The sequence below is a fragment of the Dyadobacter sp. BE31 genome, assembly GCF_031457695.1.
Classification (GTDB): Bacteria; Bacteroidota; Bacteroidia; order Cytophagales; family Spirosomataceae; genus Dyadobacter.
The window spans coordinates 246,245-261,640 of the sequence record NZ_JAVDXA010000008.1 but is presented as its reverse complement, the minus strand read 5'-3'; the positions used below and the strand labels follow the sequence as shown (position 1 = coordinate 261,640).

The following is a 15,396-nucleotide window of genomic DNA, read 5'->3' as shown; positions in this document are numbered from 1 at the left end:
AAATTACTGATTTACTGCCTATATACCTCCATCAAAAGGCAACAAAAATCCCGGCATTGCTCAACAAAACGCTGAGCAATGCCGGGATAGGAGAAGCGGTATTCGGGTTACAGCAATGCCGCTCCGAAAACGCCCGCACTGTCACCCAATTTGGGTTTCACGATGGGCGTTGTTACTATTCCTTTGTTGAAAATATACTTGCGGATGCGTTCGAATCCGGCGGTATAAAGCAGGTCGATATTACCTACGCCTCCCCCGATCACGATCAGGTTCGGGTCGATCACGTTGATAAGCGTAGAAATGGCCCGGCCATAGTATTCGAGCAGACGTTCGATAGTCGCTTTGGCGTGCTCGTCGTTACCGGCGTGGTATCTTTCCAGCACGGTTTTCATGGATACCTTCTCTCCGCTCAGTCTTTCATAGTGGCGCTCCAATGCAGGCCCGGCAATTACCTGCTCCACGCAACCCGATTTGCCGCAATAACATGGGTCGCCCCCCTCTTCGAGGATATTGTGGCCCCATTCGCCGCCGATACCGTGATGCCCGCCGATGATCTTGTTGTTAACCACCAATCCGCCACCAACACCGGTACCCATAATTACCCCGAAAACGACTTCCGCACCGTGGTAATCCTTACCGGCTCCCATTAATGCCTCTGCCAATGCGAAGCAGTTTGCGTCGTTGGCCAGCTCGCACGGCACGCCCAGTATTTTTTCAAGATCGACCTTCAATGGCATCCCGTTGAGGCAGGTCGTATTGGAATTTTTCATCAATTGCGAATCCGGTTCAAGCACACCCGGCGTCGCGAAACCGATTTTGCGCGGTCGCTCGCCTACCTGGTCTGCTACCATGTCGATCAGCTTCTTGATCTGCGACAGGATATGGTCGTACCCATTCACCGATTCCGTCGGCACACGCATGCGTACCACTACTTCCAGATTCCTTTCGGGATCCAGCACTGCACATTCTATTTTAGTACCTCCTAAGTCGATTCCCCAGAGTTTCATTGTTGTTTTTTTAAAAAAGACTTCGGCTATCAGCAGTCGGCGGTCGGCTGACTTTCAGTTGACCTAAAAGCCGATTGCCGATTGCCGAAGTATCTTTATTCGTTTTGTTAATTAAATAGAACCTCGGTAATCGGCGGTCGGCTGACTTTCAGTTGAACAAAAAGCCGATTGCTGATAGCCGACAGCCGAAGTATCTTTATTTGTTTTGTTAATTAAATAGAACCTCGGTAATCGGCGGTCGGCTGGCTTTCAGTTGACCTAAAAGCCGATTGCCGATTGCCGACAGCCGAAGTACATCAATGTGATTTGTAAAACTTATATCCAAACAGGAAGATCACCGCGTAGCAGATAATCGGCAGATAGTAGGCGTGCGCCACGTTGGTTTCTGCCACGGCCCCCATCAGGAACGGGAAAAACGCCCCTCCTGCTACACCCATCGCGATGAATGAAGAACCTTGCTGGGTATGCGCGCCGAGGTTTTTCAAACCAAGGCTGAAAATCGTCGGGAACATGATACTGAAAAAGAAATTGAGCATCATGAGCGCGATGAACGACGGCCATCCCCACGCCTGCGCCACGATGAGGCACATAATGATGTTACTGAATGCAAAAATGGCCAACAACGTATTTGGTGCAATGAAACGCATCAGAAAAGTACCAACGAAACGCCCCGCGAGCATCAATGCCATAAAACCGATCATGTAGTTGGCTGCCACGGCGTCGGAGAAACCCATTTTCTCATGGCCGTAGTTAATGAAGAACGCCCAGGTACCGCCTTGTGCAGCTACGTTGAAGAACTGCGCAGCCACAGCCCATACGAAGTGGCGGTGCTGAAACAATGACTTACCGGGCTCCGAATCCACATTTACCGCATCGGGATCAATATCCGCTGCATGCGGGTCAATGAGCGCGGGTACTTTTACAAATGAAAAAGCCAGGGCAATCAGTGCAATGACCGAACCGATCGCGATATAAAGATTTTTTACGGAAGTAAGATCCGTGCTGCCTTCGACATGGTTACGGAAAAGGAAATAACCACCGATCGCAGGCCCGAGGATTGCGCCCAAAGCATTGAATGCCTGTGCAAAGTTGATACGCTGGTCGCTCGTACGCTGATCACCAAGTGACGCTACAAACGGGTGAGCCACGGTTTCAAGCGTCGCCAAACCACAACCCAGGATAAACAGCGCAATACCGAAGAAAGGGAAAGAAGCTGTGCTGGCAGCCGGAACGAACAGGAATGCACCAAGCGCAAACAGCGACAGGCCCAGCAATACGCCATTTTTATAACCGAACCGTTTCATGAACAAACCCGCAGGGATACCCATGATGAAATAGGCCCCGAAAATCGCGAACTGTACGAATGCCGATTGTGTCTTGCTCAGGCTGAGTACTTTCTGAAAGTGCTTGTTGAGCACGTCACCCATCGTAATCGCTATCCCCCAGAACATAAAAAGGGATGTAACAAAGACCAGGGTAACTAGGTATTTTTTGTCAGTAAACTTGGGCGGGGAGGCGTGAACGGTGCCGACAGACGAATGGTTGCTCATTTAGCTGAATAGTAAAAATAAATATTAGGTTCGGTCTATTTTTGCAAATGTAAATCAGAGAAATTTAAAAACTGTATCCAGTCGAACATTTTAACGTCGTGCCCACCCGGCCGGATATGAAAGCCGATTTGGCCCGATACGGGCTGATTCAGCGCCGGAAACGGCGCATCCGGAAAACCGCTCGTCCCTAAAAACCGGTACACTGCATCTGCGGCCCGTGCGGTGGCGAATTCACCCTGCGGATCGGCATTCTTATCGTCCTCGGCCGTTGCCAGATAAACCGGCCGCGGGGCAATGAGCGAAAGGACAAAATGCTGATCAAACGGCAGCTCAGTGTCTTTCCCTTTGTATTTACCCAAACTCCGGGCATACCAATGCGGGAATACCGTGCATAGCCGGTTAATATCCTCTCCGATCCCGCGCCGGAACTGCTTGCCGCCACCCGCACCCGACTCATTACTCAGTACGGCAGCAAACCGCCGGTCCGTTGCACCTGCCCAGAGCGCAGCCTTACCCAACCGCGAAAAACCGAACGCCGCCACCCGTTTGGCATCGATATCCTTGTCGGTTTCGAGGTAATCCAGCCCGCGGCTCAGTGCCCAGGCCCAGGCAGCAACCGTACCGAAATTATCTTCGCGCTGCTGCAATTCCGGGTATAACGGGTGGACCCCCGTTTGAAACGCGTGCTCTTTCCGGTCCGAAGCGATTTCCTCGCGGTAGAGCGTCACCAGCGCATACCCGCGTGCGAGAATGCTGTCCACTGCCCATTGCGAGGCATTCACGCCCCGGCAGGCATCACCGGCCTTCCCATCGGCCGAGCAAGGGAACATTCCGCTCTTCTCGACCCAGGCAGTAGTCAGTTTAATACCCGGATCGGCGTGAATGGCCTGGTTACCGATGAAATTGAGCCCGATAATGGCAGGTACCGGATGTTTGGCCTGATTGGGAATGTAAATCAGCAGATCAAATTGCGCTTCCCTTCCTTTTTCGGTAATGTGAACCGTCACCTGCTTGCGCGTCGCTTTGCCGCCCAATGCATTTTTATCCAAGTCAAAAACTTCGAAATGCATGTTTTTCGGTCTTTGCGGGGCCGCGCCGTACATTTCGTGCGTCATCGTTTCGAGGATTTCGTTCCGCCTGCGCTCCCACTCCTTCACCGATTTCACCTTTTTTCCGCTGTTAAACGTAAATGGGTCGGGCAACGCACGATTACCCTCCTGGGCATGTATTATTTTTGGTAAAACGATCAGGCAAAATGCCAGCGCAAGGACAAAAACCCTCATGATAAGCAGGTTTGATTATTTTTTGCTGAAATAAGTATTCATAAAAAGGAGCTGGTGCTGCACCGCATTTTCCCAATACGGCCAGTTGTGCGCACCGGGACGGGAAATGTAGTCGTGCGGGATTTTGCGGTATTCAAGCTGCTTGTGCAGGTTTTCATTCACTCCGTAAAAGAAGTCCTCGGTACCGCAATCGATAATGAGCGAAAGTGAGTTGGGGGTCAGCAAATGGAGCATGTTGATCACGGTGTTTTTCTCCCATCTTTCGGGCTGCTCGGCGTAGCTGCCCAGGCGCTTGGCCATATCCCAGTTGTTGGGAAAAGGACGGATATCCACGCCGCCGCTCATGCTTCCGGCGGTGCCGTACACGTCCTGATGCTTCAAAGCGAGGTAGAGCGCTCCGTGACCGCCCATACTCAGCCCGGTAATGCCGCGGCCTCTACGGTCTTTAATGGTTTTATAGTTTTTGTCGACATAGGAAACCAGTTCTTTGGAAACATAGGTCTCGAACTGCGACTGCGGGTCCACCGGGCTATCCCAATACCAGCTGCTGAAACCGCCGTCGGGGCAGACGATGATCATATTATAATGGTCGGCAGCTTGCTGGATGCCGGGCGCTTTGGTGATCCAGTTGGAATGGTTGCCGCTGTAACCATGCAGCAGGTACACCACCGGGAACTCCTTGCCTGCATTATAACCGGCCGGCCGCACCACGACCACCTTGAGGTTCTTCTTCATCACCGCGCTATTCACCTCCACGGTATCGACCTGCGCCGCGCTAACCTGACCTAATGCAAACAGAACAAATGCAAAGAGTGATAGAAATGCTTTTTTCATTTTAAATGAGTTAAAAGAGAATTGAGAGAATGACGATAACGGGGAGGCTGCCACCGTAAGTTTTTGAGAAAATTTTCTACAACTGCATGATGCAAATGCCTTGAACCCCGCAAATATTGTAGAAACCGGGGAAATATCCCGTTTTGACATGAGAGAAAGTGGCTGGCATTTAAATTGATGTAATACAATTATCTCTAAAATAACTCTAACTCAAAATTTTATAACAATGGGAAATCTCCTGTATACCATAGCCGTGATCCTCGTGATCCTTTGGCTGATCGGCTATTTCGGCTTTGCGAGTTTTGGACTAGGAAACATCATTCATATTCTGCTGGTGATCGCCGTGATAGCGATTATTCTGCGTTTGATACGCGGCGACAGGGTGGTATAGCAGCCACATTCGCTCAGCTCAACCAGCCCGGGACGTTAGTTTTCAATCGTTCCGGGCTTTTGTTTGCCTCAGTCTGGTTACAAAATCTTACCTTGAGGTAGCCTTTGCACGATAACCCCTTATTCTATGCAGTTGATTTTACTCAAAAGCCGTATGCTGTTGTTACTGATCATGCTATCGGCTGTTTCCAGTCGTTTGCTGGCACAGACATACGTAGGAAATGTCGAATTCACCAGCCAAAGTGCGCTAAACTCCTGGGAGTCGCAATGGAAAACGGTTACGGGCAACATTTACATCACCAGCCTCGCGAGCGACGTGGTTACCAGCCTCGCACCACTTCAAAATATCACCAGCGTCGGAGGCGCCATTATCATTGCGGAGAATCATTCACTCACCTCGCTGAGCGGCCTTGGCGGGCTCCAAACCGCCGGTATGCTCGAAATATCGTTCAATGGGGCATTAAATAATTTGGGAGCTTTGAGCGCCCTCACTACTGTTACCGGAACGGTGAACATCGTCGGCAATGAGTCACTCACCTCGCTTACAGGGCTGGCCACCAGCCTTACGATTGGCGGGGACCTTACGATCCGCAACAACCCGATGCTGTCCGTATGCAACGCCCCGGCCATTTGTAACTACCAACATGTGCATCCGGCCGGCACTTACCTGAATGTGTCCGGCAATGCGGGCATGTGTTTCAACGAGGCAATGCTCTATTCGGCCTGCAATGGTCCGTTACCGGTGGTGCTGACCGAGTTTGATGCAATCGTTGAAGGATCTTCCGTACGCCTGAGCTGGGCAACTACCGCCGAGAACAATGCTTCTCATTTCGATATCGAGCGCAGCAACGACGGACGGGCGTGGCAAAAAGCGGGGATTTTGCAGGCCAGGGGAGAAAGTTTGCAAAAAGAAACCTATTCCTTTTCGGATAGCTACCCTTTTGCGGGCGAAAACCTCTACCGCCTTCGCATGACCGACCGCGACGCCACGTACTCGTATAGTCGCATACGGAGCGTGTACATGCGCGAGGCGCCGGTACCGGCCTATCCGAACCCTTTTTCAGAATCGCTATTCCTGTCGCCGCACCAGGCCGGCCTTCCCGGAGCAGTGGAGCTCACCGACATACGCGGCAAAGTGGTTTACCAGGCGCAAGGGCAATTACCGGCAAGCATTACCACTTCACAATGGCGCTCGGGAACTTACCTGTTGAAACTCACGGACAAGGAAGGAATTTCGAGACAATTGAGAGTCGTGAAAGCAGAGTAACTTGGCTCCATTTCTGGCATAATTGTTTTCAGATCGCGCGAGGTTTAAACCAAAACGCGATATCATGGAAACCACAATCGAATACAATTACCCCTCGCTCGTGAATGCGGCATTCTCCAACCGCATGGACGCACAGAAAGCTTACGACGAGCTGATTTACCGGGGTTACAAGCCGGAGGAAATCAATGTGATCATTTCCGACGAGACACACCGGGTACATCACGAAGAAATTGGCGATGAAAAACCTGCCCATTCGACGATGGAGAATGCGGGCATTGGCTCTGCAATCGGCGGTACGGCCGGGGCTATTGCCGGCGCGCTCATCGCCATCGGTACCACAGTAGTAATTCCAGGCCTTGGGATCGCAGTGGCAGGCCCCTTGCTTGCAGCACTTACCGGTGCAGGTGCGGGCGGGCTCACGGGCGGCATTGTAGGGGCATTACACCACCGTGGCGTGCCCAGGGAACATGCCGAAGCATTTGAGTCCAGCATCCGTGCAGGCGGGGTGATCATTTCCTTTACGCCTCGCACGGTCGAAGACAGGATGGAAATCATAGAAGCCTGGAACCGCTATGGCGCCCGGCAACTTCATGGTAACGAAACCTACAATACCTAAAAGCAACTAACCCGCCATTGGGCGGGTTAGTTGCTTTTATAGCAGATCTTTGATCCGTATCCACACATTCTCAGCGAGAATCTTATGCCCTTCGGCTGTGGGGTGAATGCCGTCGGCCTGGTTCAGCTTCGATTCCCCACCTACCCCTTCGAGCAGGAAAGGAATAAGGGTTATGTCATTCTTTTTTGCCAGATCGGCATATACATCCTTGAACTCGGTCGCATATTTCTGTCCCATATTCGGCGGGATCTGCATTCCGGCAAGCACGCGCTTAGCGTCGGGGTATTTGGCTTTCACCTTATCGAGGATTGCCTGCAGGTTCTTGCGGGTTTCCGAAACAGGAATACCCCGCAAGCCGTCGTTACCTCCGAGTTCGAGTACAAAAACGTCGAGCGGTTGTTTGAGCAGCCAGTCGATACGGCTATTCCCCCCGGAAGTAGTCTCGCCACTCACACCCGCATTCACGACTTTGTATTGGAGACCCAGCGAATCTATGCGTTTCTGGATAAGTCCGGCAAAGCCCTGCGACGGGTCGTCGAGGCCGTAGCCTGCCGTAAGACTGTTTCCGAAAAACACGATGATCTTCTTTTTAGCAGCGGGAGCTTTCGCGGCTGTTGGAGCGGAATCGGCCTTTTGCGCCGATTCTTCCTTTTTCTCTCCGCCACAGGAAAACAGCGCGGCGGTCAGAAGCGATAATACTAAAAATGTCTTGAAACGACGCATATCAATCATAATCTGAATTCAAAGGGAATGGATTTTTTAGTTTAAAAAGGCATACCCGGCCATTCATTCTCAAATAAAAACCGTTTAAACTATATTTATGAGAAACAATAGCCGAAAAGAGCCAAATTAGGTCTTTCGCGCCTGGCTGCGCGCCTCGGACGGCGCGTCCCGGACACCACGCAAACATAAAGAAAAACGATTGATGAATACCATACTCGATCTGCACGACGTCAGTAAAATATATAAAAGCGGCGACCGCACCCTCAAAGTCCTCGACAATATCAGTTTTTCCATCGAAACAGGCTCCACGGTCTCGATCGTAGGTCCGTCGGGCAGCGGCAAAACGACGCTTCTCGGCCTCTGCGCAGGGCTCGATCGCTCCACGGCCGGCACCGTAGAGCTGCACGGAACCCGGCTGAATGGCCTCAACGAAGACCAGCTGGCGGCCGTTCGTAACCAATATGTTGGTTTCATTTTCCAGAACTTCCAGCTCCTCCCCACGCTCACCGCACTGGAAAATGTGATGGTGCCCATGGAACTGCGTGGAGAAAAGAATGTAAAATCCCGTGCCCTCGACCTGCTCGACAAAGTAGGCCTGGCCGAACGTGGCCACCACTACCCCACCCAGCTCAGCGGCGGCGAGCAGCAGCGCGTATCGCTGGCACGTGCATTCTCCAACCAGCCGCAGATCCTGTTTGCCGACGAACCGACAGGTAACCTCGACGCCGAAACGAGCGAAAAAGTGGTGAAGCTGCTCTTCGACCTCAACCGCGAGGCGGGTACCACGCTCGTGGTCGTCACCCATGACCTCGAACTCGCTGCCAAGACACAGCGCATCATCCGCATCAAAGGCGGCAAAATTGTGGAGGCCAGCTAACCGTGAATTTCCGATGAACCCCAATACATTCAACCTTTCGTGGTTATTGCAAATGGCCTGGCGCGACAGTCGTAGAAACCGCGCCCGGCTGGCCCTTTTTATATCCTCCATTATCCTCGGCATCGCGGCGCTGGTAGCCATTTACTCGCTCGGCGACAACCTCCGCGACAATATCGACAGCCAGGCAGCTACGCTCATCGGTGCCGATTTATCCATTTATAGTGGTAAGAAAATCGATGGAAAAGCGATGGCCTTTGTCGACTCGCTCGGCAAGGTGCGCTCCGAGGAACGCGCATTTGCCTCGATGGTGTATTTCAATAAAGGCGGCGGCAGCCGATTGACGCAGGTGAAGGCGCTCTCGGGTGACTTCCCTTACTACGGAAAGCTGGAAACCATTCCCGTTTCGGCTGAAAAGACGTTCAGAAACCGCCAGGAAGCATTGGTAGACCAAACCCTGATGCTCCAATACCGCGCGCAGGTCGGTGATTCGATCCGGATCGGCGAAGTGACTTTTGCTATTGCCGGCGTTCTGGAAAAAGCCCCCGGTGCGACCGGTGTGACGGCCTCGGTGGCGCCAGTTGTCTACATTCCGATGCGCTTTCTGGATCAGACCGGCCTGATGCAAAAAGGCAGTCGCGTGGGTTACAGGTATTATTTCAAATATCCGGCTAAAACGGATGTCGAAAAGATGGTCAAAACGCTGGAACCGAAGTTCGAGAAGTATGACCTTGATTTTAATACGGTTCAAAGCCAGAAAGAAGACACCGGCCGCTCCTTCCGTGACCTCACGCGCTTTCTCTCGCTGGTAGGGTTCGTCGCGCTCCTGCTCGGGTGCATAGGCGTCGCGAGCGCCATACATATATATGTGCGCGAGAAACTGAATTCCATTGCGATACTGCGCTGCCTGGGTGTAAAAGCCTCGCAGGCATTTCTGATCTACCTGATTCAAATCGCGGGCATCGGGCTCATCGGCACCGTGCTCGGCACCATTCTGGGTACGGTCATCCAGCAATTTTTGCCTGTGGTATTGAAGGACCTGCTTCCGTTTGACCTCACTACCGACATTTCATGGCCTGCTATCGGCCAGGGCCTGGCGATCGGCGTGCTCATTTCCATACTTTTCGCATTGCCGCCGCTCGTATCGATCCGCAAAGTATCGCCGCTGAATGTGCTGCGCTCCGCCTCCGACGCCTCCCATCCCGAACGCGACGCGGTGAGTTGGGCATTGTATGGGCTGATCGTCCTGTTCATTTTCGGGTTTTCGTTCCTGCAAATGCAAACCTGGGTGCAGGCACTGGTATTTACTGCCAGCATTCTCGCTTCATTCCTGATCCTTTTCGGTATAGCCAGCTTGCTGATGTGGCTTGTGCGTAAGTTCTTTCCCACTTCATGGAGTTACCTCTGGCGCCAGGGGCTTGCGAATTTGTACCGCCCCAACAACCAGACGACCATTCTCATCGTTTCAGTCGGCCTGGGTACCTCGCTGATCTGCACGCTATTTTTTATACAAACGATCCTGCTCACCCGTGTGAAGCTATCGAGCAGCGGCAACCAGCCCAATATGGTGCTTTTCGACATTCAGAGCCATCAGAAAGACGGCGTTCTGGCGATTGCCAAGGCGCAAAATGTGCCCATCAACCAGAGCGTCCCCATTGTGAATATGCGTTTGGAAGAAGTGAATGGCAAAACCGCCGCCGATTTCGAAGGCGATACCACTGCCGAGCAGTCACGCCGCATTTTCGGTCGGGAATACCGCGTCACCTTCCGTGATTCCACTACTTCTTCCGAGAAAATCACCAAAGGGAAATGGCAGGGTAAATACGACCAATCGTCCGAACTCATACCCATTTCCGTCGAGGGAGGGTTTGCGGAAAGGAGCCGCCTGGAAATCGGCGACACGCTGGTTTTCAATGTGCAAGGCACCATTATGTCCACCATTATTTCCAGCTTCCGGGAGGTGAACTGGAGCGAGGTCCGTACCAACTTCCTTGTCGTTTTCCCAACCGGCGTACTCGAAGACGCCCCGCAGTTCCACGCCATGCTCACGCACGTACCCAATCCGACCGTCTCCGCGCGGTTCCAGCAGGCATTGGTAAGGCAATACCCCAACATTTCGATCATCGACCTTGCCCTCGTACTGCGTGTACTGGATGATATTTTCAACAAAATCGGCTTTGTGATCCGCTTTATGGCCGGATTCAGCATACTTACCGGGCTGATCGTCCTCATTGCGTCCGTCATGATCAGCAAATATCAGCGCATTCAGGAGAGCGTCCTCCTACGCACGTTGGGTGCGAGCCGGAGACAGATATTCGTCATTACCTCGCTCGAATATTTCTTTCTGGGCGCACTGGCGGCATTCACAGGTATCCTCATCGCGCTTATCGGAAGTTTCTGCCTCGCCAAATTCAACTTCGAATCGGAATTCAACCCCGAGCTCGGCCCGGTGATATTGATATTCCTTTTTGTCTCTTTGCTAACCGTTATCATCGGTTTGCTCAACAGCCGCGGCATCCTGTCCCGCCCGCCGTTAGAGGTATTGCGGCAGGATGTTTAAGTGTTTAATTTTCGGTATATTTAAACTGAAAATTAAGCTACACACACACTTGGAATTTGACATTAACGGCAACTTGAAGCCCTACGAGATTATTTACACCGACTGGGCGACATTTAAAGCTGAGTTTGTGGATGCATTCCCGCGGTCCGGCACGAGGCAGGTGATTTTTGAGAATTTTTCAGAATATATGGAAAGACTCATCTCTATCATTGGCACGGGATTTCATCAATGGATAGATGGAAGTTTTGTTACCAGGAAACTTAATCCCAATGACATTGATTTTGTAACATTTATAAATGCAAAAACTTTCAGCCGAAACGAGCATATACTTGGCAGTTTGAGAGAGTATAGTCGAGAACGAAGCCTCCGCCTTGACGGGTACCTTGAAGATTACCCAACCGATCACAAACATTTTTTTCGCTCTCATCTGGATTCTAAGCAGTGGCTTCACGAGTTTGTTAGAGACTCCCGTAAAGGACAGCCGAAAGGATTTATACAATTAGATTATTGAGTCATGAAACCACAGTCGATGTTAGAACTGGAAGAATGGGAATTGCGCGTGTCACGGCTTATAGGCCTTGTGGCAACCACTAATCAAACCCTGCACATGCATCGTGAGTCAGGCGATTCATGGCTAATGATCAAACAATACGAAGAGCTTTTAGCCGAGCACCAGCAAGAGCTGGATCAACTCTTGAAAACACATGGGCTAACCCTGAAAGTTGTCCCGGCAGATAGCGCCGCTTAGCCGCGCGAAATTAGCCGTCCCGTCTCTCCTTCTCTCCGTTCCTCCCGCTACTCCACTTTCCAGCCCGCGTCCTATCCGTGCACGGCGATTTAACAATTCCTTAAAACCCATTCCTTCATTTATTCTTTTCCGTAATGCCATTTTTGGCCCTGAAATGCTGCTTTAATGCAACTTTTCCCATCCCGATTAGACTTTGGGGTGATTTAAAATCACTATTCCTACACCGCAAAAAGCATTATTAATTTCATCCAATTTAATCTTCATATTTTTTCAAACGTTTGCACAGAATTTCAAACGTTTGCATTGCCTATAAAGTTATTACTATTAATTATCTTAATAATACAATATGTAATCTTGTGGTTCATTACTCCCCAAATTTTCCTCTATGACTAAAAATCTCTTTTGCCTCAACTTTCTATTCACTGTAAAATCCAATAATCCACGACTATGAGAAAGACTTCGACTCTATCAGTCAGGACCGGAATATTCAGAAACTGCCTTATGCAAGTAACGGCCGTGTGCGGCCTCCATGCCATTGCCGCAGCTGAAATACCCGTTCCCGAAGGCCAGCCCAGAAAGCATGTTGAGACCAACATGAACAAATTGCAGGAGGTTACCCTCACCGGAAAAGTGACGACCGAAGGTTCCTCCGAAGGTCTGCCCGGCGTTACTGTGGTGATCTCCGATGCCAATGGCAATAATAAGCAAGGCGCAACTACCAATGAATCAGGCACTTTCAGTTTTGCAAACTTGCAGACAGGCCAGCGCTACAACCTGGAATTCAGCTATATCGGTTTTGAAAAGCAGTCGCTGAAAGATTTCCTTTTGACCGAAAGCAACGCCAGCTCCATCGTAATCAAGCTCAAAGAAGCCGCAGCCAACCTCAGCGAGGTGGTGGTGGTCGGCTACGGCAGCGCTACGAAAAAAGACATTACCGGTTCGGTGAAGTCCCTGAAAAGCGCCGAGTTCAACCAGGGTATCATCAACTCCCCCGAACAGTTGCTGCAAGGAAAGGTGTCGGGCGTGAACATCACCTCTGCTACCGGTGAGCCTGGCGGCAAGACCAGCATTACCGTTCGCGGTCCCGGCGGCGTGCGCACAGGTAGCACCCCATTGTTCGTCGTGGACGGAATGGCACTCGACAACAGTGGTACAGGGGGTGATGCAAACCCGCTCAACTTCCTGAATCCACAGGATATCGAGTCGATCGACGTATTAAAAGATGCCTCGGCCACAGCCATTTATGGTGCCCGTGGTGCAAATGGGGTGATCCTGATTACCACTAAAAAGGGTAAATCGGGCCAGGCTCAAGTTACTTATTCGGGTAGCCTGGGTATTTCCAATGTGGCGCGCCCGCTGGATGTGCTTTCCGGACCGGAATTCCTGACCGAAGCCACTAAACTAGGCGCAACAATCGCCGACGGCAAAGCCAACACCGATTGGCAAAAGGAAATTTTCCGGACCGCGACTACCCATAATCACAACATTTCTGTTGGCGGCGGTAGTGAAAAGATGACGTATTACGCATCGTTCGGCGCACAAAAGCAGCAAGGAATTCTTAAAAACAGCCAGCAAAACCGTTACACCGGCCGCATGAACCTTTCCCAGAAATTGTTCGAGGACCGCGTTACGCTGGATTTCAACCTCAATGCCACCAACACCAAAAATCAGCGCCCTAATATCCAGGGCGCCATTGGTAGTGCTTTGACTATCAATCCAACTTATGCTCCTTACGATGCAAACGGGCAACTGGCTCAATACCAGGATTTCACCAACCCGCTTTTCATTTTACAGCAATACAAGGAGGAATTGACGACCAATCGTGTGCTGGCTAGCATTTCCCCTTCTGTGAAGATCATCGACGGGCTTGTTTATAAACTGAACTTCGGCATCGATAACTCGACCGCCACACAGGATAAGCAATTGCTGCCCAGCACGATCCCTGCCGAAATCGGCCGTCTGGAAACCTACGGGCTGCGCAATACCAACAGGTTGCTCGAAAACTACCTGACTTACAATCTGAATACCAAAATCCACAGCCTGACCGCATTACTCGGTCATTCCTACCAGCGCATTTTTATTCAGAGCCGGAATTTCAGCATCAATAAGTTCCCCATTTCCGATATCGAGCCGATTTACAACCCCGGTCTCGGACAGGATCTCTCATTGGCGCTGAACCAGCCCGGCGGTTTCGCGACAATCAATGAGCTGCAATCCTTCTTTGGCCGTGCGAGCTATGGTTTCAAAGACAGGTACCTGATCACTGCTACATTGCGCATCGATGGGTCGTCCAAATTCGGTTCGAATAACAAATACGGGTCTTTCCCTTCATTCTCGGCAGGTTGGAGGATTTCAGAAGAACCGTTCATGAAGTCGTCGCCATTCTCGGAATTGAAACTCCGTGCAGGCTGGGGATCAACGGGTAACCAGGAAATCCCATCCAAAATAACACAGGCACGGTTTACGTCCGTTGTTTCAGGCACCGCCAGCTACCCACTCGACGGTGGTACTACCTACCCGGCCGGTACTACCTACACGCGTCTGGCTAACCCCAACATTCAATGGGAAGTATCCAAACAGACTGACTTAGGTCTTGATTTTGGTTTGTTCAAAGGCGCATTGAGCGGAGAAGTCGATTATTTCAGAAAGGTGTCTGAAAAAATGCTGCTTGAAGTGATCCCTGCCGATCCCGTGCAACCGGCCGGAACATTCTGGACCAACGTGCCCGACATGCAGATCATCAACCAGGGCTTGGAGTTTGACCTGAACTACCGTAACACCCTGGAAAACGGCCTGAGATATTCGGTAGGCGGCAATATTACTTTCATCAAAAACCGTGTGGAGCACTCTCCTTACACCGTGATTCCATCCGGTTCCGCCCAAGGATCGGGTCTGACTTCGGCGACGATCAACGGTTATATCAACGGTGAAGCCATCGGCTCATTCTACCTGAAAGAGTTCATCGGTTTTGATGAAAAGGGTATCAGCAAGTTCCGCGACGTGGATGGCAACGGTATTGTCAACGACGCCGACCGGATTGTGGCCGGTACGGCATTGCCTACCCGCATGTACAACTTCAATGGAAATGTGAGTTTCAAAGGTTTCGATTTGTCCGCCAATTTCAATGGCGTTGCGGGTAACAAAGTGTATGACAACACGGCCAACTCGAACTTCTACAAACTGAAATTGTCGAAAGGCGTGAACGTAACACCTGAGGCACTTGCTTCGCCGGAAGAATCGGTTAATAACTCGGCGGGGGTTTCTACGAGGTATCTCAAAAGCGGTGCTTACCTGAGGCTGAACAACCTTGTATTGGGTTACAACCTCAATACCGCTAAGCTTGGAATCAACAGATGGGTACAGACAGCCCGCATTTCGGTTACCGGCCAAAATCTGGCATTGTGGACCAAATACAATGGCTATGACCCGGAAGTTAACAACGACCGTTCGATCGCCGGTATTACCTCTTACGGTATCGACTACCTGAGCTATCCGAAAGCGAAAACCTTCATTTTCTCGATCAATCTCGGCTTTTAATTATTGA

General features: G+C 51.1%; 13 protein-coding genes. 8 read left to right on the top strand and 5 right to left on the bottom strand.

The window, feature by feature from the left end; all coding sequences use genetic code 11:
* Nucleotides 1–107 precede the first annotated feature (107 nt).
* The 4 genes from J2Y43_RS31020 to J2Y43_RS31005 form a co-directional block, all read right to left on the bottom strand.
* A complete protein-coding gene (locus J2Y43_RS31020; RefSeq protein WP_309991952.1) occupies nt 108–1,007 on the bottom strand; it encodes an ROK family protein in 900 nt (299 codons plus the stop codon).
* A gap of 296 nt (nt 1,008–1,303) precedes the next feature.
* Entirely contained in the window at nt 1,304–2,557 is a 1,254-nt protein-coding gene (gene fucP, locus J2Y43_RS31015) for an L-fucose:H+ symporter permease (RefSeq protein ID WP_309991949.1), read from the bottom strand.
* Nucleotides 2,558–2,592: 35 nt separating this feature from the next.
* Nucleotides 2,593–3,840, bottom strand: a complete 1,248-nt coding sequence (locus tag J2Y43_RS31010; RefSeq protein ID WP_309991946.1) for an acetylxylan esterase — start codon at nt 3,838–3,840, stop codon at nt 2,593–2,595.
* 15 nt (nt 3,841–3,855) lie between these two features.
* Nucleotides 3,856–4,674 carry an alpha/beta hydrolase family protein gene (locus J2Y43_RS31005; RefSeq protein ID WP_309991943.1) on the bottom strand — a complete coding sequence of 273 codons (819 nt, stop codon included), beginning with the start codon at nt 4,672–4,674 and terminating at the stop codon, nt 3,856–3,858.
* A gap of 226 nt (nt 4,675–4,900) precedes the next feature.
* Here J2Y43_RS31005 and J2Y43_RS31000 point away from each other — a divergent pair, with 226 nt between their 5' ends.
* The 3 genes from J2Y43_RS31000 (at nt 4,901) to J2Y43_RS30990 (ending at nt 6,947) form a co-directional block, all read left to right on the top strand.
* Complete coding sequence (locus J2Y43_RS31000; RefSeq protein ID WP_295927853.1) at nt 4,901–5,065, top strand: lmo0937 family membrane protein; 165 nt, start codon at nt 4,901–4,903, stop codon at nt 5,063–5,065.
* A 126-nt stretch (nt 5,066–5,191) separates the two neighbouring features.
* Nucleotides 5,192–6,331 (top strand): T9SS type A sorting domain-containing protein, encoded by a 1,140-nt coding sequence (locus tag J2Y43_RS30995; RefSeq protein WP_309991940.1) that lies wholly within the window; start codon nt 5,192–5,194, stop codon nt 6,329–6,331.
* Nucleotides 6,332–6,395: 64 nt separating this feature from the next.
* On the top strand, nt 6,396–6,947 hold the full coding sequence (locus tag J2Y43_RS30990) for a hypothetical protein (protein ID WP_309991938.1): 552 nt from the start codon (nt 6,396–6,398) through the stop codon (nt 6,945–6,947).
* 36 nt (nt 6,948–6,983) lie between these two features.
* On the opposite strand, the gene J2Y43_RS30985 is transcribed toward J2Y43_RS30990, so the two are convergent.
* Nucleotides 6,984–7,679 carry an arylesterase gene (locus J2Y43_RS30985; protein ID WP_309991936.1) on the bottom strand — a complete coding sequence of 232 codons (696 nt, stop codon included), beginning with the start codon at nt 7,677–7,679 and terminating at the stop codon, nt 6,984–6,986.
* 193 nt (nt 7,680–7,872) lie between these two features.
* Between J2Y43_RS30985 and J2Y43_RS30980 the strand changes: the two genes are divergently transcribed.
* The 5 genes from J2Y43_RS30980 to J2Y43_RS30960 all read left to right on the top strand — a co-directional run bounded on the left by J2Y43_RS30980 (nt 7,873) and on the right by J2Y43_RS30960 (nt 15,389).
* Nucleotides 7,873–8,547 (top strand): ABC transporter ATP-binding protein, encoded by a 675-nt coding sequence (locus J2Y43_RS30980; protein WP_291039794.1) that lies wholly within the window; start codon nt 7,873–7,875, stop codon nt 8,545–8,547.
* 13 nt (nt 8,548–8,560) lie between these two features.
* The gene (locus tag J2Y43_RS30975) at nt 8,561–11,104 is read left to right on the top strand and encodes an FtsX-like permease family protein (RefSeq protein WP_309991933.1); all 2,544 of its coding nucleotides are present in this window, start codon (nt 8,561–8,563) and stop codon (nt 11,102–11,104) included.
* A 49-nt stretch (nt 11,105–11,153) separates the two neighbouring features.
* Entirely contained in the window at nt 11,154–11,615 is a 462-nt protein-coding gene (locus J2Y43_RS30970) for a DUF6932 family protein (RefSeq protein WP_309991931.1), read from the top strand.
* A gap of 18 nt (nt 11,616–11,633) precedes the next feature.
* Nucleotides 11,634–11,852, top strand: coding sequence for a hypothetical protein (locus J2Y43_RS30965; RefSeq protein ID WP_309991929.1), 219 nt, complete (start codon nt 11,634–11,636; stop codon nt 11,850–11,852).
* A 501-nt stretch (nt 11,853–12,353) separates the two neighbouring features.
* Complete coding sequence (locus tag J2Y43_RS30960) at nt 12,354–15,389, top strand: TonB-dependent receptor (protein ID WP_309991926.1); 3,036 nt, start codon at nt 12,354–12,356, stop codon at nt 15,387–15,389.
* Nucleotides 15,390–15,396: the final 7 nt, after the last annotated feature.

Excerpts from the sequence above, each read along its gene's own strand:
- J2Y43_RS31020 (WP_309991952.1), bottom strand. The coding sequence starts at position 1,007 with ATGAAACTCTGGGGAATCGACTTAGGAGGTACTAAAATAGAATGTGCA.
- fucP (WP_309991949.1), bottom strand. The coding sequence starts at position 2,557 with ATGAGCAACCATTCGTCTGTCGGCACCGTTCACGCCTCCCCGCCCAAG.
- J2Y43_RS31010 (WP_309991946.1), bottom strand. The coding sequence starts at position 3,840 with ATGAGGGTTTTTGTCCTTGCGCTGGCATTTTGCCTGATCGTTTTACCA.
- J2Y43_RS31005 (WP_309991943.1), bottom strand. The coding sequence starts at position 4,674 with ATGAAAAAAGCATTTCTATCACTCTTTGCATTTGTTCTGTTTGCATTA.
- J2Y43_RS31000 (WP_295927853.1), top strand. The coding sequence starts at position 4,901 with ATGGGAAATCTCCTGTATACCATAGCCGTGATCCTCGTGATCCTTTGG.
- J2Y43_RS30995 (WP_309991940.1), top strand. The coding sequence starts at position 5,192 with ATGCAGTTGATTTTACTCAAAAGCCGTATGCTGTTGTTACTGATCATG.
- J2Y43_RS30990 (WP_309991938.1), top strand. The coding sequence starts at position 6,396 with ATGGAAACCACAATCGAATACAATTACCCCTCGCTCGTGAATGCGGCA.
- J2Y43_RS30985 (WP_309991936.1), bottom strand. The coding sequence starts at position 7,679 with ATGATTGATATGCGTCGTTTCAAGACATTTTTAGTATTATCGCTTCTG.
- J2Y43_RS30980 (WP_291039794.1), top strand. The coding sequence starts at position 7,873 with ATGAATACCATACTCGATCTGCACGACGTCAGTAAAATATATAAAAGC.
- J2Y43_RS30975 (WP_309991933.1), top strand. The coding sequence starts at position 8,561 with ATGAACCCCAATACATTCAACCTTTCGTGGTTATTGCAAATGGCCTGG.
- J2Y43_RS30965 (WP_309991929.1), top strand. The coding sequence starts at position 11,634 with ATGTTAGAACTGGAAGAATGGGAATTGCGCGTGTCACGGCTTATAGGC.
- J2Y43_RS30960 (WP_309991926.1), top strand. The coding sequence starts at position 12,354 with ATGCAAGTAACGGCCGTGTGCGGCCTCCATGCCATTGCCGCAGCTGAA.